Below are 23,409 nucleotides of genomic sequence, written 5' to 3'. Positions count from 1 at the left end.
CCATGAGACACGCACAACGCCGACTCCGTCTGATGCTGCGCGCCGCGCTCGCCGCGCTCGTCGCCGTGCTCACCGTCGCCGCCCCGGTCGCGACGGCTTCGGCGAACGGCGTCGACAACATCTCCATCGCGACACTGAACGTCGGCGCGATGCTTGACTCGGCCACGGATCTGCACACGATGGACGTGGGCATCGTCAATAACGCGTACATCTACGCGAAGCCCTCCGACATCGCGACCGCGACCGGCATGGATGTGATCGTCACGCCGATGACGATCACGTTCCGGCGCGGATGGTACACGATCGAGGTGTCGCGCCGGCTCGGCTATGCGAACGTATATCTCACGAGCAGCACCGATGACGGCGTCGAACGGATTCCGATCGTGCAGGACAGCTTCCCCATGCGCACGTTGGAGACGGAGGAGTTAGGCGTGCTACTGCCACTGGAGCAGGCGCTGTACCTTGCAAACGCGGGGTGGACGATGAACGCCGACGAGTCGCTGCTCATCATCGACGCCCCGAAGGCGACGTTCTGGACGATGATGGAGGACTTCGACGAACTTGGTTCCGACGTGGCATCCGCGAGCGCGATGCTCAACGGCGGCGACGAGACCAGCGATCCGGACGACGCCGACTACAGCGGCATGTACACGTTCGCCTTCGCGCTCAACCATTTCGACGTCTCCATGCTGGTGCCCGGACTCGGTACCACATACAGCGAAAAGGCCGCCGATATGGCGTTCGAATCGCTGCTCACCGACGAGTTTTCCGCGGTACCCGCGGACGAGAAGTCGGATGAGCGGACATGGCACGATTCCATCAACGACGTCGGTACGTTCTACACGAACAGCAACTCGTATATCCAAGCCGGGCTGGATGCGGCGAACATGGACGAGCTGGCGACGGAGGCGGACAAGCGCATCACGGCGGTCACGGAGTCGGGCAGCGTCGGCATCATGCGCAGGAAGCTGACCGAGAAGCAGGCGTACCGGGTCGAGAAGCTCGACACGATCACGAAGGGCATGGACAAGGCGGGCACCGCGGTGGGCGGCATGCTCTCCTATCTCAACGCGATGGACACGGCGGGCAGCGTCTCGTCCAGCTATCTCGCCCAACTCGACGCCCTCCGGAAGGTCGATGAGAGCTCGCTCGCCGACAAGGATTCCCGCAAGCTCGTCGCCGACTACAAGAAACGCGCGAAGAAGATGGCGGATGCCTCACGCAAGCCGTTGCAAGAATATGTGAAGGAACAGGTCAACGACAAACTCGCCGGCAAGGCCGCCGACTATGTGACCGGCAAGATCCCGTATGCGAACGCGGTCATGGGCGGGTACAAGCTGGCGCTCACCACGGCGTCGTTCACACCGGGGCTCAAGGAGCTCCTCAAGGCGGGCGACGACGGCACCACCGCCAATCAGCTCATCAACATCGCGACGATCGCCTATGCCGAGGCGGGCAGACATTGGGCGAACTGCCTGCGCGCGCAAAGCGAGGTGAACATGGAGGAGGTCGCGCTCACGCGCACGTACTATCTGCTGGCGGTGCGTGCGATGATGCGCTTCTACGATCTGCTGTATGGTCTGCGCCGGCATGAGTACTATCTCGGCATGAACAGCTCCAGCGGCGGTCTGACCGACCTGGATCGGGACAAGGTCAACCGCAAGTTCGATGGGTCGGCGATTCCGAAGCAGTGGGCGCAACGGGCGCGGCAGCTGCGCATGACGGCGACGTTGCTCACCTCGCCGAGCTCCTGGGCGTCCGCCGGCTATGACGGCGCAATCGAGCTGCGCGCTGATTTCTCGCGCTTCTACAACGACTCCTACCGGTCCGGCCCGCTGCGCACACGGCTGTACGCCGGCCCCGACCGCAAACTGCTCAAGTACGGCGGCACGATCCGCGAGTACGGCGACGGAGACGATTCCGGTGACGGCGGCACCGGCAAGAAGTCGAAGAAGTCCGTCACCGTGAATCCGTTCGATCAGGGCGGCGTGCTCGACGCCTCCGACTTCCCCTACACCCGAGGCGAGGGCAGCTACGCGCTGGCCTTGGAGCGTGACGGCACCGTCAAACAGTGGGATACGCACGGCGACTATGCGGCCGACGGCCCCGGCGTCACGGTGAAGGGGCTGCCGAAGATCTCGGCGGTCTACGGCGACAACTCGCCGGCACGCTACGCGGTGGACGAGTCCGGTCAGCTGTGGGCGTGGGGTTCCAGCTCCTCGTTGTGCGGCGTGAGCTCGCTCGGCACGGGCGTGCATGAGACGTATTCGGGCGCAGACACCTACTCCGGCACCGATGTTCCGGCGAAGGTCATCGGCATGGACGACGTGAAACAGGTCTCCATCGCCTGCGGCACCTATTTCGCGCTGCAGAACGACGGCACCGTATGGACATGGGGCAAACGGTACTCCACGTCGATGGGCGATACGATGACCGAACCCGTGCGAATCGAATCGTTGCGCGGCGTGAAGGCGATCTCCGCGCAAAGCGGCATGTCCCTGATCGCGCTGCAGGATGACGGTTCCGTCGTGCAGACGGTGTGCGATTACGGCGACTGCGATCCCGTCGACGCGCCGGTGGAACCGGTCGACGGCGCACCCGACGACGTGGCGTTGCTGAACACCTATGAGGGCGGCGGCGCGCTGATCGACGAGAACGGGGGCGTCTGGACGCTTGACTACGACGGCTCCCTCGTGACCGCGAGCAAGATCGATGGATTGTCGGACATCCGCATGGTCTATTCGGACAACGACATGGGCCAGGACGGCACAGACACCAAGTACGCACTGGACGAGAACGGCTCCCTGTGGGGCTGGAGCTCCAACAAGGGCGCATGCGCAGCCACGAGCTCGGACGACGGCGACGCATATTCCGGCGCTATCGGCGACGGCACATGCGATTCCCATAAGGATACGCCCGTCAAGGTGATGGATGACGTACGTGATGTGAAGATGAGTTTCGGCGGCCGTCTCACCTATGCGCTCAAAACCGATGGCACCGTGTGGACGTGGGGTTCGGGCGAGGGGACGGACCCCTCGTGGAACAGGCCGAAGAAGGTCGCCGGAATCTCGAACGGCTCACGTCTCGCGCATCATCATGTGGTGTTGAGCAACGGCAAGGTGCAGCGCCTTGACTTCGTGACGAAGCAGGATTCCAGCGCGGCGCCCTACATACCCATCAAATCCGCCGGCACCATCATCAAGGGGGTTGACGTCAGTGCCAAGTGAGGTGGATGATCCGGGGACGTGAAACCCACCGGACCATCCACCTACAATGGGCGGCATGATGTCACTCGCCGAACGCATGCCGCATACGATGGCCTTTCCGCACGCCCTGGGCACCGGGATCATCGTGCAATCGGCCGAGAGGATCGATGGCGACCGGCGAATCGACGAATTCATTGATCGGTACGAGCGCGTATTGTCGCGATTCCGCGACGGTTCCCTCGCGTCCAGGATGCGCCGCGCGGAGCATGGCGGCGCGTTCACGTTCCCCGATTGGGCCGGCCCGCTGTTCGACCTCTACGATCTGCTGTGCGAGGCGACGGACGGCGCCATCGACCCGTGCGTCGGCGAGGACCTCATCCGTCTCGGCTACGACGCCCGCTACTCGTTCACCCTCTCCCCCGGCGCGATTCCCACCGTCGCTGATTCCGCCGATACCACCGGCATGATTCACGCTACCGCGGATTCCGCCGATCCATCCCGCGCAACCCCCGGCTCGGCCGGCCGACCCGATACGCGCAGCGGCACGCTCGGCGCGATTCATGGCCGTCCGACGTGGCGCGAGGATGTGACGCGCACCGGCAAGCGCGGCACGACGCTTGTCACGCGGCGCCCGGTCTCCCTCGATTTCGGTGCCTGCGGCAAAGGCTATCTGGTCGACCTCATCGCCGCCTACCTCGCCCCCACATCCGCTCCCCCTTCAGGGGGAGCTGTCGCGCAACGCGCGACTGAGGGGGTGTCCGAGTCCACACACGCTCCGGATTTCGTCATCGACGCGGGCGGCGACCTCCGCATCAGCTCCCCCACCCCCGTCACGGTCGCCCTCGAAGACCCGTCCGACGATTCCCGCGCGGTCGGCACGGCGAGCATCGCCGCCGGCGCGTTCTGCGCGAGCGCGCCGAGCCGCCGCCGTTGGACGGCGACCACGCCCGACGAGCGCACGACGGTGACGGTCCATCATCTGCTCAACGCGATCGACGGCCTGCCGGTCGACGACGTGGCGGCGACGTGGGTATACGTGTCTGCCGCGGGCACGGACGCAAGCGCAAGCACGGGCACGGACCGCGTTCCCCACGAAACGGACGATACCGCGGCGCATCCCGACCATGACGCGCTTCTCCCCTATCCGACCGCGTTGGCCGACGGATTGGCGACCGCGTTGTTCGTCACCGATCCGAACACGCTGCACGCGCGGTTGGACGAGCTCCACCCGGAGCTCGCGTTCGAGTGCGCCGTGCTCAAGGCCGACCGCACGGCCGTCGTCTCCGGCGGATTCCCCGGCACGCTGTTCACCGCATAGCCCGACCTGTTCTGTTCACCGCATAGCCCAACCGCCCGTCCGCCGCTGATTCCACCGCCTGCCCGCCGCCCTTTCCGCATCCGCAGCCCCGCCGTCTCACGGTTTTCCACTGATTTTGGGCAATCGGCCCATCACGATTGCGCAGCGCCGACGCGTGAGTAGAATCGTTCCGGCCTGATTCGCCGAAGACGGCGGAAATCCGCGGGCGACGACGGCGACGGGCGGGCACGCCAAGCCAAGCGCCAAGCCCATCCCATCACACACGAACCGATCACCACATCACACGGGCACACGCACGAAGGAGCGGAGATGACGAACGACCAGCAGCACGCCACCGACACCCCTGACACCATCGACACCGCAAGCACCGCGGCCGACACCACCCCCGACACCAACACCCCCACCACCGCCGAAACCACCACCGAATCCTCGGCTCCGTGCACGAAGAAGGACATGCGCATCGGCATCATCGTGGCCATCGTGGTCGCGGTCGCCTCGATCGCCACGTTCGCGTTCACGTGGGGCGGCGGCAAGGCGAGCGCCGAATCCGTGGAGAACTGCGAGATGCAGATCACCGCGCTCAAGGCGCATCAGGATGCGCTCAAGACCGTGAAGGCGGAGGCCGACGAGGCCGTCAAGAACGCCGACGGCAAGACCGACGCCGCGCAGCTCAAGGCGCTCAAGGCCGCGCAGGCCGAAGTGGACGGGCTGGGCGACGCGCCCTCCTGCCCGGCCGACGGCTCCCAGCAGGACGTGGACGAGGCGATCGCCGCGATCCGCGACTATTCGGACAGCCTGCGCAACGCGACCAGCGGCCTCGACGCCGCCGCGAAGGCCCTCGGCGCGGACGCCGAGTGACGCCCCGCACAGCCCCGAACAGTCACGACCGAACGTAATCGAACGCAACCGAACGTGATGGTCGTGTAAGACCCGGAGCCGTCCAGCCGACATTCAGCGTCCCCGTGCCATACTGGAGCCGATAAAACGGACCACAGAAAGCCGGGGACCACACTTCACATGCTGTTGACCACGCCGCCGGGCACGCCGAGGACCACCCCATTGGTCTCCGTCATCGTGCCCGTGTACGACACCGAGGATTACGTGCGCTACTGCATCGACTCGATCCTCAGGCAATCGTATCCGCGGCTCGACATCATCCTCGTCGACGACGGCTCCACCGACTCGAGCGCCGCCATCCTCGACGAATACACGCTGCGCGACGACCGCGTGACCGTCATCCACCAGACGCACGCCGGCGCGGCGCAGGCCCGCAACGCGGGTCTCGACGCCGCGCACGGCGCATGGGTGACGTTCGTCAACAGCGACGACATCCTCGACCGCCGATACGTCGAACTGCTGCTGCACGCCGCGCTGCGCACCGGCGCGGACATCGCGAAGGCACGCTGGAAGCAGTTCGGCGTCGCGCGGCTGTACGACGTGGCGGAGGCCACGGCGGAAGGCGCGCGCGAGCCGGAACGCGTGACCGTGCTCACCGACGCGCTCAAGGCGTATCAGAACGTGTTCTGCAAGAGTCTCAGACTCGTCGGCACCGAATTCGGACGCAACACGGAAGCCCGGTATTTCAACGATTCCTGCTGGGGACGGCTGTACCGGCGCGACCTGTGGGAGGGACTGCGGTTCCCGGAAGGCACGCGCGCGCACGTCGCGATGGTGTCGGGCGAACTGTACCGGCGCACGGGCAAGGTCGCCGACATCGACGTGACGCTCTACCACCAGCTGCAGCATGAGGGCGACGAGCCGCCGGAACGCGAGTTCGACTACCAGCATGACCAGGCGGTCGCCGCCGCGCACAACTTCGATCTGGCGATGGAACACGGCGTGCTGCCGGCGCGCAGCTACTACACGATGTCGAGCGCGTGCGACGCGGAGGCGATGGCCGAGGATTTCGACGCGCCGGGCATGGATCCGGAGGTGCGCGAGGCGCATCGCGCGGCGTATCAGGAGGATCTGCTCACGTTGGCGCGGCTCGCCGGGCGGCTCACGCCGGCGCAACGCGTCACGTGCACGGCCACGCAGCTGATCCGGCGGTTGGAGCATCGCGCGTACTGGATGCGCGCGGACCTGCTCAAACGCGACCGGAAGCCGTGGACGACGGCGGACGTACACATCGACGACGATGGGGAGGACGCGGCGGACGTCTCGACGGATGCGGGTGACGCCGGCACCGGCGGCGACACCGCCAGAGCCGCCGGGACCGCTACTCCACGCTCTTGAGCGCGCCGACCGGGTCGATGCGGTCGAGCACCGGCTTGGTGAGCCACGCGACGAACTCAGCGAAGACGAGCGTCGCGAACGCGGCCGCGAGATAGCTCGTCGGACGCAGATCCACTTCGAAATACAGGGACGGCATGCCGAGCGCCGCGGTGAGCAGGCCCCCGATCCAGCGGCCAAGCGGCAGACCGACCGCCACGCCCATCCACGTGAGCACGCGCATCTCGCGGTTCACGTACTGGTGGATCTCACGTCTGCGGAATCCGAGCACCTTGAGCGTGGCCATCTCGCGCACGCGTTCGGAGATGTTCGTGTTCGCGAGCGTGAACAGCACGACGAGGCACAATGCGCCCGCGAGCCCGACGATCAGGGCGACGACCGCGCCCATCAGGTCGAAGGAGAAGCCGTCGGCGAGTTCGGCGGTGCCGACCGCGCTGACGACGACGGGGTCGTCGGCGAGCTTGTCGACGTAGGCGGTCTGGGCGGCGGCGTCGCCTTTGAGTGTCGCGTAGACGGCGTTCCAGATCGGGGTGTCGGTCGCGGAATCAGTGGCGGAATCGGTGGAATCGGTGCCGTCGGTCGTCGTGCCGGAATCCGCGGAATCACCGGAATCGCCGGAATCCGCGGAATCACCGAACAGACGCTGGTACAGTGACTCGCTCACGTACACGTCCGAACCGACGAGACTGCGCGTGACGGCGGCGACGCGCGTCTTCGCGCGCGTCAGGTCGCCGCCGCGCAGCGTGACCGTGTCTCCCGCGTGCACGCCGAGCGCGTTCGCCGCGGACTGGCTGACGATCACACCGGAGTCGTCGAGCGTGACCTCGCCGCCGCCGGACCGGCCGAGCATGCCGCCACTGTAGCGGTAGAGATCGTTGTCGCTCGCCTCGCGCAGGTCGATCATCGTGTTGAGGCGCTTCAGCGAGCGTTCGGGGACGACGATGAGCTGGATCGTCTCGCTGGATGCGGAGGACGTGGTCTTGGAGGCGGCGGATTTGGCGGAGGACTGGGTGGTGCCGGTCGCGGCGGACTTGGCGGATTGAGTGCCGGTGGCGGCGGTCGACAGTTCGCCGCTTTCGACGCGGATGCGCAACGTCGCCGTGGTCCTGCCGTCCTTGTCGAGCCGCGCGCGCAGGGCGTCCGCGTCGGTGTCGGCGGAGACGGCCATGAGGTCGTACCGGTAGATGCCGTCGTACTGTTTCGGGCCGATCGCGGCGACCGTGTCGTTGATGGCGAGACCGCACAGGATGAGCGCGGTGCAGCCGGCCACGCCGCCGACCGTCATCACGAGACGCGACTTGAAGCGGAAGATGTTGCGCGCGGTCACCTTGTTGAGGAAGCCCATGCGACTCCAGACCGGGCGGATACGTTCGAGAAGGATGCGCGCGCCGGCCTTCGGCGCCTTCGGGCGCATCAGTTCGGCCGGCATGTGGCGGATGTCGCGGCGGCAGGCGAATGCGGTGGCGGCGAGCACGCCGACCACGAACAGGGCGATGCCGGCCGAGCCGTACAGCCAGTCGTATTCGAGGCGTGCGCCGGGCAGCGTGTACAGGCCTTCGATCACGACGAGCAGGAACGCGGGAATGCCGAGGAATCCGGCGACGAGGCCGAGTCCGCCGCCGATCAGGCAGGCGAGCAGCGCGAACAGCAGGTAGCGGGAGGCGACGGCGACACCTGTGTAGCCGAGACCGAGGTAGGTGCCGATCAGGCCACGGTCCTCCTCGACCATGCGGGCCATCGTGGTCAGGCTCATCAGCACGGCGACGAGCAGGAACACGACCGGGAACGCGCGGCCGATCGATTCAATCGAGGTCATGTCCGATTTGAAGGCGCTGAAGCCGCCGATGTCGGCGCGCGTGGTCACATACCAGCGAACCTGCGGGATTTGGGAGGCAACCTGTATGGTTTGGGTGTCGATCTGCTGGATCGCGGCCTCTTTCTGTGCGGTGAGGTCCGCTTGCGCCTGATCGAGCTGGGATTGGACTTGTTGCAATTCCGGGCTTTTCGCGATGACGGCTTGCCGGACTACTGCGGGGTCGTATGCAGGTTGGGCGGAATTTCCTGCAGGATGGGTTGCGAATTCCGCAGATTGAGGCGTCAATCCTACAGATTGCGCCGCCAATCCATCAACTTGGGCGTTGAACTGCGCACGTTGCTGGTCGAGCTGGGCTTGGGCTTGCGCGAAACGCTGTTCGGTCTCGGCGCGGGCCTTGTCGAGCTTCGCCTGGGCCGCGTCGATGAGCTGCTGGCGGCGGGCCTTCTCGCGTTCGGGCTGAGTCTTGATTTCGATGCGATTGACGACCGTGCGCACGGCGGTGTCATAGTCGTCGGAGAACGTGTCGAGGTCGGCGGCGCCGGTGACGCGCAGGCTGATGGATGTGTAGACGTCGGCGGAGGCGGTTGTACTGTCGGTCGTGTCGCCGGNGGGGGCGAAGAACGCGTAATCGTCGGAGGCGGTGGAACGGAAGGCGTTCTTCGAGGCGTAGCCGTCCGGATTGGCGAGATTCTGCGGGTCGATGACCACGCCGGTGATGGTGAGTTTCGTGGGGAGATTCGCAGATTGGGAAACGGCATCGGCGGATTGGTCGGAGTCCTTGATTGAATCGGTCGAGTTCGTCGCTTCCGGAGTGACGGTGAACCGGCCGCCGACCCTGAGGCCGCTGTCGTTGAGGAACCGCTTTGTGACGGCGATCTCGCCGGTCTTCTTCGGCAGCCGGCCTTCCGTGAGGTATGGCCAGTCGAGACCGTCCGCTCCTTCGCCGGCCGTCGCGGCATCGGCACTCGCGGAATCTCCGGTCGTACCGCTACCATCCGCACCGCCGCCGGCGCCCCCGATCTCGCGGATTACCGCGATCTTGTCCGAACCATTCACCTTCACGGTCACGGTCCGCGAGCGTTCCGCCTGCACCGATTCCACGCCGCGCACCTTGCGCAGCGCGGCCACGTCGTCGTCGGTGAGGCCCGCGGTGGAGACGATCTGGATGTCTCGTAGCCCCTGCGCTTCGTAGAAGCGGCCGGCTGCGAGGAACGCGTCGCGGCATCCCGCGTAGATGCCGGTGAGCACTGCCACGCCGAGCAGGGTGATCAGCGCGATGGAGGCGAACCGCTTCCACGACCGCCGCCAGCACCGCAGCATGTCCTTGAGAAACGCCCTCGACATCACGCACCTCCTTGTCATCTTCCATTGTCTTCGCGCCGGTCCGCGGACGCAAACGCAATCGCCGGGCGGAAGCGGCATACAATACCGTGGTTGCGAACCATCGCGCATGGCCCACAAGGTCTCCCGCGGTGGACGGACGGGCGGAACGCCCGCGATATACGAGACAAGAGAGAGAAGAACATATGGCTTCCGAGAACAAGGCCGGGAACACGGCCACGAAGCCGCGCGAAACCGACGACGTGCCGGTGCCCGCGACGCTGCGCAAATCGTTGAAGAACCGCCACATCCAGCTGATCGCGCTGGGCGGCGCCATCGGCACGGGCCTGTTCTACGGCTCGAGCGAGTCGATCGCGCTGGCCGGCCCGTCGATCCTGCTCGCCTACCTGATCGGCGGTCTCGCGATCTTCATGATCGTGCGCGCGCTGTCCGAGATGTCGGTCGAGGATCCGAAGGCGGGCGCGTTCAGCTACTACGCGACCCGATACTGGTCGAAGCGCGCCGGATTCATCTCCGGCTGGAACTACTGGTTCAACTACATCCTCGTGTCGATGGTGGAGCTGGCCGTGGTGGGTTCGTTCGTCAACTACTGGTTCCCGGCGATCCCGACGTGGGTGTCGGCGGCCGTGTTCCTCGTGGTGATCTGCGCGGCGAACCTGCTCGGCGTGAGCAAGTTCGGCGAGTTCGAGTTCTGGTTCGCGATCATCAAGATCGTGGCCGTGATCGCGATGATTCTGGGCGGCCTCGCGGTGATCGTGTTCGCGCTGCCGACCGAGTCGGGCGCGAAGGCGACGTTCGCGAACTGGTTCACCGTGGGCGGCGGATTCTTCCCGAACGGTCTGATGGGCCAGGCGAAGGACGGCTCGTGGACGGGCCTGCTGATGGCGCTCGTCGTCGTCATGTTCAGCTTCGGCGGCACTGAGCTCATCGGCATCACGGCCGGTGAGACGGAGGATCCGAAGACCACGATCCCGCGCGCCACGAACGACATCATCTGGCGTATCCTCGTGTTCTACATCGGCGCGCTCGGCGTGATCATGGCCGTCGTGCCGTGGAACGAGATCGACGGCAAGTCCAGCCCGTTCGTGCAGATCTTCGATTCGGTGGGCGTGCACGCGGCCGCCGGCATCCTCAACTTCGTGTGCCTGACCGCAGTGATGAGCGTCTACAACTCCGGCCTGTACGCGAACTCGCGCATGCTGTACTCGCTGGCGAAGCAGGGCAACGCGCCCGCCTACCTCGGCAAGCTGAACCGGCATGGCGTGCCGGTGGCCGGCGTGCTCACCTCCGCGGTGATCACCGCGATCGCCGTGGTCGTCGTGTTCGTGTGGCCCGAGTTCGCGTTCAACTACCTGATGTCGATCGCGACGATCGCCGGCATCATCAACTGGACGATGATCATGGTCACCGAAATGAAGTTCCGCAAGGTCGTCGCCGCGGGCGGTGCGCCGGACGACACCGATCTGGCGGGCAAGTCGGGCGCCGAGGCGCTGGCCGCGATCCACTTCAAGCTGCCGTTCGCGAAGGTGACGCCGTGGGTGGTGCTCGCGTTCCTCGCGCTGGTCGTGGTGCTCATGTGCTTCTCCCCCAGCTACCGCGTCGCCGTCATCGCCGGCGTGATCTGGCTCGCGATCCTCTTCGTCGCCTACCAGCTCACCCAGGCGAAGCAGTAGGGTCCGCCCGGACGGTTCCGTGAGAACCGAGGATGTTCCATGAGAACCCGCGGGGTGCCGGCAGTCATGTCGGCACCCCGCTTCGCATATTCGGCCCACATATCTGACACCGCATACCTGACGCCACAGCCCGGCAACCACATACCCGATGCCCCACCTGACACCACCTACCCGATGCAACAGCACGGGGTATATGCCACATGCTTACCGCACCATATGCCCTAGTATCACGGCATCTAACACCGTTGCAAGGGGTACATTCCCCATCGCTCCCACACCTATCTGCGTTACAAGGGGTACCCCGTCGGGCGTAATCCGGGGATATACAGTCTGAAATCACCTTCAGCGGCCAGAATATCTCCATTCGAGTACCCCTCGTAACGCAGATGGCCTTCCGTCAAACGGCGGAAGTACCCCTTCTAGCGGAGAAAACCATATCAACCAAAGAAACCACTGCAACGCCCATCTTCAAGCACGTTCCGCAATGATGACGGCAAGGCCAATACTCCATCTAACGCCGCCGTACGCGAAATCCTGCGGTCCCCTTCCTGACGAACTATCCGGAAAATCCGGATAGTTGTACCCTCATCTAGCTCGCCACCTGCATAAACGCTCTTCAGGCGTTTGCTCACTGACCGATCTGACGCAGCCAGGTCACCACGGCTTGGGTGAGGGTGGCGGCACCAAGCTTGCGGCGGGCGCCTTCACCGTGATGACGTCGTTGTCGACGATGCCGATGGAGATGACGCTCATTCCCAAGCCTCCACACCTATCCCGGACTCCTCGGCCGAGGTGGCTGTAGGCGGAGCCGACTGGGGAAGCGTCTGCACCAGCCCACTCACGAACGGCACGTGGATCCGAATCAGCCACCAGACCATATCTACCGATTTCAGTCAACGCGTGTTGACCGCGCGGTTCACTCCGCCATCGGCACAGCCCGTTCCCCGACCATCACGGTTCGCTCCGGGGTTTGCCACGAAATAGTGTGGCAAACCAAGGAGTGAACCGCACGTATCCCGGAGCGAACCGCCCGCTCCCTCTACTCCTCTTCCGGGTAGGTCATGTGCCACTGGTCGCGGCGGATCTCGGTCATCATGTCCATCACGTCGCGCGTGTAGCCGAGGTGCAGAAGACCCTCGACCTTCGCAGCGGCCTCGTCGGCCGGAATCTCGCCGGACTCGCCCGCTTCGAACGCGGCGATTGCGGCCTCCATGTCCGCCACCTCGTAGGCGAGCGCGTTCGCGGTATCGCCCGCCTCGACCTCGCGCACCACGGCACCGGTCGTGTCGTGGATCGTGGCGCGTTCGCCGCGCGGGTAGTCGTAGATCTCCACGTAGCCGTTCTCGAACGCGATGGTGCCGCGCTTCGGCTGCTTCGCGTGCAGCGACAGCGTGATCGTGGCCATCTGCCCGTCCGGGTTGGTCAGGAGGATGCCGGCCTGCTCGTCCACGCCGGTGGGCGCGGCCTTGACCTGCGAGACGATCCGGTCGGGCTTGGAGCTCATGAACCAACGCATGCAGGAGAGCGCGTACACGCCGATGTCGAGCATCGCGCCGCCCGCGAGGTTGCGGTTGAAGAAGCGGTTGGCCATGTCATACTCCTTGTAGGAGCCGAAGTTCATCTGGATGAGCTTGACCTTGCCGAGCTCGCCGCCCGCGATGATCCGGTCGAGTTCGCGGTAGAGCGGCATGTGGTAGAGGGTCATCGCCTCGGCGAGCAGCACGTGGTTCGCTTCGGCGAGCGCGATCGCCTCGTCGAGTTCGTCGGAGTTGAGCGTGATGGACTTCTCGCACAGCACGTGCTTGCCGGCGGCGAGCGCCTTGCGCAGGAATCCGATGTGCGTGTTGTGCGGTGTGGAGATGTAGATGACGTCCACGTCCGGATCGGCGAACACGTCGTCGATCTCGTCGTAGACCTTGCCGATGCCGTATTTCTCGGCGAACGCGACGCCCTTCGCGTGCGTGCGGTTCGCGACCGAGTACAGTTTGCGTCCGTTGCGTTCCAGCGCCTGTTCGAGTTGGTTGGCGATGACGCCGCATCCCAGCGTCGCCCACTTGAGTTCGCGCATGTCGGTTTCCTTCCACGTCGATGGTTGCCTGCGGATGATTACGCCCCGATTGTACCCGCGCCCATTGCCGCGTCACCCCATCCCGTCAGCCATCACCCAGTCGCCGCATCACCCCGTCGCCCCGAATCACCCATCACCCCATCGCCCATCACCCCGCCGACTATCGTCCCGTCGCCCCATCATCCCCCCACCCCATCATCCAGTCGCCGCATCACCCAGTCGCCGCATCACCCCGTCGCCGCATCACCCCGTCGCACCTTCATCATCTCGAGGCGTCCCGCTGTCGGGAAATGAGCCCATTGCTCCCGACAACGGGACGCTCACTTCGAGTCAGCGTCCCGTTGTCCGGAGATGACGGTTCGTTTCCCGACAAAACGCCGCTGAAAACAAGTCAGCGTCCCAAAATCCGGAGCACAGGGAAGCACTCCGGATTCCGGGACGCTGGGAAAGGCATCACCGTCGGGAAAGACACCCCCGCCGGGAAAGACATCACCGTCGCCGGCGGGCTGAGCCGTGAAGCGGAGAGCCCGGTGGGCTCTCCGTAGGCGAAGGCGAGCGATAGCGAGCTAATGTGAGGCCGGCCGTAGGCCGTCCGTAGTTGCAGGGCCCGGAGGGCTCCCGGCGAAGCCGGGTGGGGGTGGTCTCCACGGGTTTGCAACCCGGTTGACCACCCCCAGTCAGCCTGCGGCTGACAGCCCCCGCCGGCGGGGGCAGGGCGATATCACGCCTGGCGCTTGCGCCAGAGGGTGAGGGCGATGCCGGCGGCGAGCACGGCGGTTCCGAGCACGGTCAGGCCGGCGATGGCGCTGCCCGTGGCCGAGAGAGCCGGCTTCTTCGTGTCGTTCGGCTTGGTCTCCGGCTTGGTCGTGTCGCCCTTGTCCGGGGTCGTGCCGCCGTCGGCCTTGACGACCTTGATCGTCAGCGTGGCCTTCACGTTCGAATCAGCCTTGGACGAGACGACGATCGTCGCCGTGCCGACCTTGAGCGCCTTGACGCGGCGGGTGCCGGCAGCCGGGTTCGCACCTTGGTCGACGTACGCGACGACGGACGGATCGGACGGATCGCCCCACACCAGCTCGTCGTCGGCCGTGGCTGCGTCGCCCTGCGCGAGCGAGGCGTGGAGGTCGAGCTCATCGCCGGCCTTCAGCGTGACCGCGCCATCCTTGACGCCCTCGCCGGTGATGGTGATCTCCGGCTGGGTCGGGTTCTCGCCCTGCTTGACTTCGACGGGGTCGCTGACGGAGCTCTTGACGAGGCCGTCGGTGTAGCCGTCGTAGGTGGCGGTGATGTCGCCGGCCACGGCGGCGGGGACGGTCACGGAGGCCTTGCCGTCGGCGTCGAGCTTGACGGTCTCGGACCAGCCGTCCGCGACGGCGAACTTGACGGAACCGGCGACGGTGCCCGTGTCGTCGGCCTTGACAGTCGCGGTCAGGGTGCGGGAGGCCTCGTCATACGCGAGCGTGGTCGTCGAGCCGACGGCCTGAACGGTCGTCCAGTTCTTCATCGCGTCGGAGACGGCCTCCGGGATGGCGACGAATCCGCCGTGACGGGTCTTGTCGGGCATGCCGGTGGAGTAGACGCGGCCGAGCACGTTGGGACCGTGGTTCTTCTGCGTGTTCCAGCCTGCGGTCTGCGACAGGCGGTTGGTCCACGACGTGGATTCGAGCGCACGGACGTTCGTCATGAACGGCTGGTAGCCGCCGGAATCGGACATGAGGATGTAGGCGTCTCCCTCATCGTTCTGGTTCTTGTCGCCCTTGTTCAGCGCGATGGTCTCCGCACCTTCGAACGGCAGCAGGTTCTGGTCGAGCAGCTGCCATCCGGTCTCCGGGTCGTTGTCCGGCGAAGCCTCGGTAGTGGGGGCGGTCAGCACCTTGGAACGCTCGAGGAACGAGGACTTGCCGGTCGTGATGTACTGGCCGGCGGCGCCGCCCTCTTCGTTCTTGGTGAGGCGGTAGTAGTAGTCGCCGATCTTGAACACGGTGGTGTCGATACGCGAGTAGCCGGTGTCCTGCCAGTCGACGGGAGCCGTGTAGGTCTTGAAATCACGGGTGATGGCGTAGCGCACGATGTTGTACGCGCCGCCGTTCTTGCCCTTGACCGCCTGCGTGTGCGCCTCGTCGGTGTACATGCGGGAGGAGAAGAACACCAGGTAGGCGTTGAGCGAATCATCCCAGAACGCCTCCGGCGCCCAGGTCATGCCTGCGTCGTCGGAGTTCACCTTGATGCCGGTGTCGCCGTCCTCGGCGTTGGTGCGGGTCCAGTTCACCATGTCGGTGGACTCCCACACCTCCAGTTTGAGGGAGCCGACGCGCTGCGATTCGCCCCAGCCGACGCCGGGCGCGTACACGCGCAGGTCGGTGGCGATCATGTAGTACTTGTCGCCTTCATGGGACTTGATGATGTACGGATCGCGCAGGCCCTTGGTGTCGGAGTTCGACGTGATGACCGGGTTGCCGCCGTTGCGGGTCTTGAACGTGAAGAAGTCGTTCTCCTCGGTGGAGGCCATCCAGATGCGTTCGCCGCCGTTGGCGTTGTCGCTTTCGAACGTGGCGGCCGCGTACGCGGTGTTCGGCGCGACGCGCGTCTTCTCCTTGACGGTGATCTCGACGGTCTTGGTGACCTTCTCGCCGCCGTTGTAGCTGGCGGTGGCGGTCAGCGTGACCGGCTTGGAGTCGCCGTCGCCGTAGGCCGGGCGGGTCACGACGCCGGCACCCTGGTACGGGTCGGCGGCGCCCACGCTCGGGGCCTTGTAGTCGGCCTTCGTGCCGGTGATGAGCTTCGGATCGGAGGACGTCCACGTGATCGCGGAGCCGTTCTTCGTGCCTTCGGCGACGAGCGGCAGGTTCTCGGTCGTGGTGGTCTTGAGCGCGCTGATCGCGGAGTCGAGGTCCTCGGTGGCGGCGCTCTTCGCGTCCAGCGGGTTCACGGTGACGGGCAGTTCGGCCTTCACGTCGCCGATCTCGGTGGTCGCGGTGATGGTCGCGGATCCGGCCTTGACGGCGGTCACGGTGCCGTCGTCGGAGATCTTCGCCACGCCCTCGTCGGAGGACGACCAGGTGACGTTCTTGCTCACGGCGTCGTCCGGGGTGACGGTGGCGGTGAGCTTCGCGGTGGACTTCTCGGTCAGGGCGAGCTTGCCGTCGACCACACCGTCGCCGGAGATGGTCACGCCGGTCGGCGAGGCGAGTTCGGCGCCCTTGTACACCTTGATGTCGTCCATCGCGCCGTTCCAGTACTCGTCGCCGTTGTAGAACGACTTGCCGATGTACGTGGTGTAGGCGCCGAGGTCGCCCATCGTGATGCCGGTGTCTGCCTTGAAGATGATCGGGGTGCCGTCACGGAACACGGCGAGCTTGGTGCCGTCCACGACGATCTTGAAGTTGTGCCACACATTGTCGTTGTTGGCGACGGAGACCTTCGCACCCTGCTCGTTGCCCCAGTTGTTGTTGGAGATGACGCCCTTGACAGCGGTCTTGCTGTTGTAGAACATCAGGTACTTGTTGGCGTTCGCCTGATCGGTGGTGTTGGAGTCGTTCGAGCCGTCCTTGCCGACGATGAACGAGAAGAACTTGCCGCTGTCGTCGTGGCGGGTCTTGGTCGCGAACTCCATGGTGAAGGAGTCGCCGGCGTCCTTGAACAGCTGGTCGTCGATCTGCGCGTACTGGCCGCCGCCGCGCAGCGACAGGGATTCGTTGTTGTTGCGGTCGCCGTACTGCTCGATTTTGGCGCCGCCGTTGAGGGTCAGGTTGTACTTGCCGGTCGAATCGGCGATGGCGCCGCTGCTGGTGCCGTTCTTGCCGGTGAAGTCCCAGCTGGCGAGCAGGGTCGGTGCGGTGTCGGCCGCGGCGGTGACGGCGGGCGCGGACTGCGCGACCGCGGTCGTCGCGTCGGCGGCGGTGGCCGCGGGCGCGAACGCCGCGAGCATCGGCACCGTCGCGATCAGCGCGACTGCTTTCTTCCAATGGTTCATATGCTGCACTGCAACTTTCGTCTGGGCGCGACGCAGCGCCTCTCCTTCGGTCTCCCCCGTCAGGGCCGCTTCACGGTGCTACGTCACACCACGATCCTGCCGGACGTTCCGCGCGCGGATGGCGGATCGCTCCGTCGCCACGCGCGTGACGGACTATGTGCGCGCTCACATTCGAGGCGACGGGTGGGCGATGACGATTCCGCGTCACGCTTCCCCGAGGCCCCGCGCGTTCCGGCCACCGCTCCTCAACGATGCTGTTCCGCCGATGTGAACGCTCCCATAGACGATTGTCGACCATTCTCCCACCACCATCCGACACCGCTACACTGCCGCCGGACATCCGGCACCACTACGACGCCACCACCACCGACGGCACGCCAATGACGCCACAAGAGCAATAACCCGCCAGCATCCACCGGAACGGTGACGGCTTTGGGAGGAGCTGCAGGCAAGCCTTCGCCCCGCCCGCCCCTACCGCCGACCGAGCCTTTTGATTCTTTTGATTTCTTCGATAACGCGATAACGCGAAAGGCCGCCGCTCCCCCACGTATCGGGGGAACGGCGGCCTATTCGTTTGCTCCCGCCGGCGGGAGCTGTCCCGCGAAGCGGGGCTGAGGGTGGTTTGACGGGCTGTCGCGGCCACCCTCAGTCGGCCTACGACCGACAGCTCCCGCCAGCGGGAGCGGGATACGAGGCAAGCGCCAAGCCGAGCTCACCAAGTCAGGCTCACCGAACTTGACGTACAAGCCCCGGCTCACTAGACCCGGCTCCACCTCAGCCCACTGAGACCAAGCTCACTGCACCTGGGCGCGGGCGATCTTGCCGGTGAAGGAGTTGGCCTCGTCGGCGTCCTTCACGCCGTCCTTGTTCCAGGAGAACATGGCGCGCAGCTTCGGGCCGACGGTCTCGATGCGCTCGTTGGAGTACTTCTCCTGCAGCTCCTTGAAGTGCGGGGCGCCGGCGTCCTGGTCGTCGATGAACTCCTTGGCGAAGGAGCCGTCCTGGATGCGGCCCAGGTGGTACTCCATGCGCTTGCGGCAGTCCTCGTTGATGACGGTGTTGGTGTAGTCGCCGTACTGGGCGGTGTCGGAGCAGGACCAACGGGCCTTGTTCAGACCGCCCTCGTTCATCAGGTCGACGAGCATCTTGAGCTCGTGGCAGACCTCGAAGTAGGCGATCTCCGGCTGGTAGCCGGCGTCGGTGAGGACCTCGAAGCCCATCTCGACGAGCTTGTTCACGCCACCCATGAGGACGTTCTGCTCGCCGAAGAGATCGGTCTCGGTCTCCTCCTTGAAGGTGGTCTTGATGGCGCCGGCGCGCAGGGCGCCGAGGGCCTTCGCGTAGGCCAGGGTCAGCGCCCAGCCGTCGCCGCGCGGATCCTGCTCGACGGCAACGACCACCGGGACGCCACGGCCGGCGGCGTACTCACGACGCACGATGTGGCCCGGGCCCTTCGGGGCGACCATGAAGACCGGGTGATCCTCGCTCGGCTTGATGTAGCCGTAGTGGATGTTGAAGCCGTGGGCGAAGGCGACGGCCGCGCCCGGCTTGATGTTGGGCTCGATGTCGTCCTTCCAGATGTTGCGCTGGTACTGGTCGGGCGCGAGGATCATGATGACGTCGGCCTCGGCGGCGGCCTCCGGCACGGACTTGACCTCGAGGCCCTGCTCCTTCGCGAAGTCGACGGACTTGGAGGTCGGACGCAGGCCGACGACCACGTCGACGCCCGAGTCACGCAGGTTCAGCGCGTGGGCGTGGCCCTGGGAACCGTAACCGATGATCGCGACCTTCTTGCCCTCGAGCACGGAGAGATCGCCGTCATTCTCATACCAAATCTGTGCAGCCATGGTGGCACTCCTTTACTTGCGTACCGTCGTGCGGCCGTCGGTCGTGTTCAACCGGTTCGACCGTTCGTGCGAACGGCACACGGTGTCGTTATGTGGTTGCGCGTTATGCGTGGGCGCACGTTGCGCGGGTGGGTGGTCCGCCGGTCGCGCGTGCGTGGTGACGCGTGCGTTGTGCGTTGACCGGATGACCTCGATCGTGCGGGATTGTGTCCCGTGAACTGGGCTCAATCCTAGCGATATTGCGGTCGGATAGTGGCCCACGTCCATGATTCGGGCCATCATCCGACCCATTCCCCCGCATCGTGGACAGCCGCTCCACGGATACGCCCGCCGCCGCCCGTCCCCTGCACCATAGGCAGACGGGACCTCACTTCATCACGCCGTCCCGCCGACCGCGACACAGCTACGGACACAGCGCAACTTATCCCGGAAATCACCCCTGCCGCCCGGGAATCCTTGCATCCCATTCCCCCAACGCAACTCCCCGGCACAACTCCCCCAGCGCCCCAGCACAACTTATCCCGGAAATCACCCCTGTCGCCCGGGAATCGTTGCGCTGAGACACCGCCAGCACAATAAATCCCGGGAAACAGCCCCATCACCCGGGAATAGTTGCACTGAGAGTGAGTCAGCACAAAGATTCCCGGAGCATAGGCCGAATTCCCGGGATTTATCGCGCCGAGGACGGGGCGGGCGGCAGGGGCGGCAAAGAAACAAAACCCGAAAGACCGAACCAACCAAAGACCGAACCAACCAAAGGCCACAACAACCAAAGGCCACAACAACCAAAAACCCGAAACAACCGCAACAACCGCAACAACTAAAGACCACAACAACCAACAACCACAACAACCGAACCAACCACAACAACCACAACAACCAAAAGGCCGCCACCCGTGGTGAACGGGTGGCGGCCTTTCACTGACCGATATGGTCGTCCGGCCGCGTCCTCATCGGACGGGAGCCGGGGCGGTCAAGCTCACTGAACCTGGGTACGAGCGATCTTGCCGTTGAAGGACTCGGCCTCGTCCTGATCCTTGGCCGGGCCGTTGTTCCAGGAGAACATGGCGCGCAGCTTCGGGCCGACGGTCTCGAGGTGCGGGTGAGAGTACTCTTCCTGCAGCTTCTTGAACTTCGGGGCGCCGGCGGCCTGGTCATCCATGAACTCCTTGGCGAAGGAGCCGTCCTGGATGCGCTTGAGCTGGTACTGCATGCGCTTCTTGGTCTCCTCGGTGATGACCGTGGAGGTGTAGTCGCCGTACTGGGCGGTGTCGGAGCAGGACCAACGGGCCTTGTTCAGACCACCCTCGTTGGCGAGGTCGACGAGCATCTTCAGCTCGTGGAACACCTCGAAGTAGGCGATCTCCGGCTGGTAGCCGGCCTCGGTCAGCACGTCGAAGCCCATGTCGCACAGGTGGTTGATGCCGCCCATGAGAACGTCCTGCTCGCCGAACAGATCGGTCTCGGTCTCCTCGGTGAAGGTCGTCTTGATGGCACCGGCGCGCAGGGCACCGAGGGCCTTGGCGTAGGCGAGGCACAGCGGCCAGGTCTTGCCATCCGGATCCTGCTCGACGGCCACGACGACCGGGACGCCACGGCCGGCGGCGTACTCACGACGCACGATGTGGCCCGGGCCCTTCGGGGCGACCATGAACACCGGGTGATCCTCGGACGGCTTGATGTAGCCGTAGTGGATGTTGAAGCCGTGGGCGAAGGCCAGAGCGGCGCCCGGCTTCAGGTTCGGCTCGACGTCCTTCTTGTAGACGGCGGCCTGGTACTGATCAGGCAGCAGGATCATGACGACGTCGGCCTCGGCGACGGCCTCGCCGACGGACTTGACCTCAAGGCCCTGCTCCTTGGCGAACTCGACGGACTTGGAGGTCGGACGCAGGCCGACGACGACGTCGACGCCGGAGTCGCGCAGGTTCAGCGCGTGGGCGTGGCCCTGGGAACCGTAGCCGAGGATGGCGACCTTCTTGCCTTCGAACACGGAGAGGTCGGCGTCCTTCTCGTACCAGATAGTTGCTGCCATGATAGGCACTCCTTTATGTTGTTCAGTGTGCCGAACGAAACTGCACGTCCGACAATCGGTGAGATTGCTGACGGCCTTCGGCGAGAAGGATTGTGTCCTTGTGTCGGGGAAAGTCATCGGTTCACTGGGGACTATTTCTAGTCCCGCAGTGGGCGGCGCGGTCGCCCGCGTCCAAATATTGAGTTGAATTTTCAGTTATGGAATCAAGCCGAAATCAAACGCGATTACAGCTGGAAAGTTTGGGGGCGTAAAGCCCGTTCCCTCCCGCTGGCGGGAGGTGGCGCGAAGCGCCGGAGGGTGGTTCACGGTCCGGACCGGACCACCCCCAGTCGGCTTCGCCGCCAGCCCCCGCCAGCGGGGGCGAGGAAGAAACGTCACTTCGTGAAGTCCACGTCCTTCGTCTCACGGCAGGAGAGCACGGCGACGAGGCAGCACACGGCCATCACGCCGAGGTACAGGCCCACGGAGTGCACGCCGAAGTGGGAGCTCAGCCAGGTGGCGATGGTCGGCACGAAGGCCGCGCCGACGATGGCGGCGAGGTTGTAGCCGATGCCGGAGCCGGAGTAGCGCACGTTGGCGTCGAACAGCTCGGGCAGGAAGGCGCCGATCGGGCCGAACGCGGTGCCCATGAGGGCGAAGCCGACGCACAGGAAGACCATGTTGGCGAAGAAGTTGCGCTGGCCGACGATCTCACCGTTCAGGAGGAACGGGAACAGCGCGGCGAACACGACGAGCAGCACGGAGGACGTGATGATGACGCGCTTGCGGCCCCACTTGTCGGCGTTCACGCAGGAGATCACGATGAAGGCGGCGAACACGCAGATGGCGATCATGAGCATGAGCAGGTATTCCTGGTTGGTGAAGCCGAGGCCACCGCCGCCCTCGCCCTGCTCCTTGGTGCCCCAAGCGAGGGACCAGGTGGCGAGCGTGTAGAACAGCGTGTAGGTGACGGCGACGAGGAACGTGGCCTGCAGGACCTGCTTCCAGGACTTGCGGAACACCTCGGTGAGCGGGGACTTGACGACCTTCTTCTGCTCCTGAGCCATGCGGAAGATCGGGGTCTCCTCCATGTGGACTCGGACGACGAGACCGATGATCACGAGCACCGCGGAGAGCAGGAACGGCACGCGCCAGCCCCAGGCGAGCATCGCGTCGGAGTCGTTGAAGGTCTCAAGCAGGAAGTAGGTGCCGTTGGAGAGGAAGAAGCCGATCGGGGCGCCGAGCTCCGGGAAGGAGCCGTAGAGGGCGCGCTTGTCCTCAGGCGCGTTCTCGGTGGCGACCAGGGCCGCGCCGGACCATTCGCCGCCGAGGCCGATGCCCTGGATGAAGCGCAGCAGGCACAGGATGGCGACGGCGAAGACGCCCGCCTGGTCGTAGGTCGGCAGGCAGCCGATGAGGAACGTGCCGATGCCCATCGTCATCAGGGAGACGACCAGCGTGGTCTTGCGGCCCATGCGGTCGCCGAAGTGGCCGAACACGAGGGAGCCGAGCGGGCGGGCGATGAACGCGATGGCGAAGGTCAGCAGGCTCATCAGCAGCGCGACGGTCGGGTTGTCCTTCGCGGAGAAGAAGATGTGCGGGAAGTAGTTCGCCGCGGCGGTGCCGTAGGCGTAGAAGTCGTAGAACTCGATGGCCGTGCCGACCATGGAGGCGGCGATGACGGTCTTCACGGAATCGTGGGCCATCGCCTGCAGCTTGCCTTCAGCTGCGTTTTCAGTCGTTGCCTCGACTGCACTCATGGGATTGTCTCCTGAATTGGATGGGGTTTCTCTCTCTGTTTCGCGGAATTCCATCACCGGACCCTGATCTTGTGGATCGTGGCGGGCGGGCAATGAAAAAGCCCCGCATCTCATGCAGGGCTTGAAACGTGATCAATCGCTCTCGCCCTGCCTTCGCTGACGGG

11 protein-coding genes are annotated in these 23,409 nt (G+C 65.2%); 5 read left to right on the top strand and 6 right to left on the bottom strand.

Features of this window, described 5'->3' with window-relative positions; all coding sequences use genetic code 11:
* Window positions 1-2 precede the first annotated feature (2 nt).
* The 4 genes from Uis4E_RS02495 to Uis4E_RS02475 all read left to right on the top strand — a co-directional run bounded on the left by Uis4E_RS02495 (window position 3) and on the right by Uis4E_RS02475 (window position 6,759).
* Window positions 3-3,227: an RCC1 domain-containing protein gene (locus Uis4E_RS02495; protein ID WP_101621705.1), complete on the top strand. Its 3,225-nt coding sequence runs from the start codon at window positions 3-5 to the stop codon at window positions 3,225-3,227.
* A gap of 55 nt (window positions 3,228-3,282) precedes the next feature.
* Window positions 3,283-4,524 (top strand): FAD:protein FMN transferase, encoded by a 1,242-nt coding sequence (locus tag Uis4E_RS02490; RefSeq protein ID WP_101621725.1) that lies wholly within the window; start codon window positions 3,283-3,285, stop codon window positions 4,522-4,524.
* A gap of 309 nt (window positions 4,525-4,833) precedes the next feature.
* Complete coding sequence (locus tag Uis4E_RS11810) at window positions 4,834-5,382, top strand: hypothetical protein (RefSeq protein WP_165784813.1); 549 nt, start codon at window positions 4,834-4,836, stop codon at window positions 5,380-5,382.
* A 159-nt stretch (window positions 5,383-5,541) separates the two neighbouring features.
* Window positions 5,542-6,759, top strand: a complete 1,218-nt coding sequence (locus tag Uis4E_RS02475) for a glycosyltransferase family 2 protein (protein ID WP_101621702.1) — start codon at window positions 5,542-5,544, stop codon at window positions 6,757-6,759.
* Here the strand turns inward: Uis4E_RS02475 and Uis4E_RS12050 are convergent.
* Window positions 6,743-9,916, bottom strand: coding sequence for an ABC transporter permease (locus Uis4E_RS12050; RefSeq protein WP_101621701.1), 3,174 nt, complete (start codon window positions 9,914-9,916; stop codon window positions 6,743-6,745). The genes Uis4E_RS02475 and Uis4E_RS12050 overlap by 17 nt on opposite strands.
* Before the next feature lie 182 nt (window positions 9,917-10,098).
* Between Uis4E_RS12050 and Uis4E_RS02465 the strand changes: the two genes are divergently transcribed.
* Complete coding sequence (locus tag Uis4E_RS02465) at window positions 10,099-11,586, top strand: amino acid permease (RefSeq protein ID WP_101621700.1); 1,488 nt, start codon at window positions 10,099-10,101, stop codon at window positions 11,584-11,586.
* Between the two features lie 1,039 nt (window positions 11,587-12,625).
* Here the strand turns inward: Uis4E_RS02465 and Uis4E_RS02460 are convergent.
* The 5 genes from Uis4E_RS02460 to Uis4E_RS02440 form a co-directional block, all read right to left on the bottom strand.
* The gene (locus Uis4E_RS02460; RefSeq protein WP_101621699.1) at window positions 12,626-13,654 is read right to left on the bottom strand and encodes a Gfo/Idh/MocA family protein; all 1,029 of its coding nucleotides are present in this window, start codon (window positions 13,652-13,654) and stop codon (window positions 12,626-12,628) included.
* 721 nt (window positions 13,655-14,375) lie between these two features.
* Window positions 14,376-17,627 (bottom strand): Ig-like domain-containing protein, encoded by a 3,252-nt coding sequence (locus tag Uis4E_RS02455; protein ID WP_243394283.1) that lies wholly within the window; start codon window positions 17,625-17,627, stop codon window positions 14,376-14,378.
* A 794-nt stretch (window positions 17,628-18,421) separates the two neighbouring features.
* Window positions 18,422-19,474: a ketol-acid reductoisomerase gene (gene ilvC / locus Uis4E_RS02450; RefSeq protein WP_034529598.1), complete on the bottom strand. Its 1,053-nt coding sequence runs from the start codon at window positions 19,472-19,474 to the stop codon at window positions 18,422-18,424.
* 979 nt (window positions 19,475-20,453) lie between these two features.
* Window positions 20,454-21,506: a ketol-acid reductoisomerase gene (ilvC, locus tag Uis4E_RS02445; RefSeq protein WP_101621698.1), complete on the bottom strand. Its 1,053-nt coding sequence runs from the start codon at window positions 21,504-21,506 to the stop codon at window positions 20,454-20,456.
* Window positions 21,507-21,880: 374 nt separating this feature from the next.
* Window positions 21,881-23,245, bottom strand: coding sequence for an MFS transporter (locus Uis4E_RS02440; protein WP_101621697.1), 1,365 nt, complete (start codon window positions 23,243-23,245; stop codon window positions 21,881-21,883).
* Between the last annotated feature and the right edge of the window lie 164 nt (window positions 23,246-23,409).

It is taken from the genome of Bifidobacterium parmae, assembly GCF_002860365.1.
GTDB classification, from domain to species: domain Bacteria; phylum Actinomycetota; class Actinomycetes; order Actinomycetales; family Bifidobacteriaceae; genus Bifidobacterium; species Bifidobacterium parmae.
The sequence above is the reverse complement of the archived record's forward strand: the minus strand, read 5'-3'. Positions and strand labels throughout refer to the sequence as shown.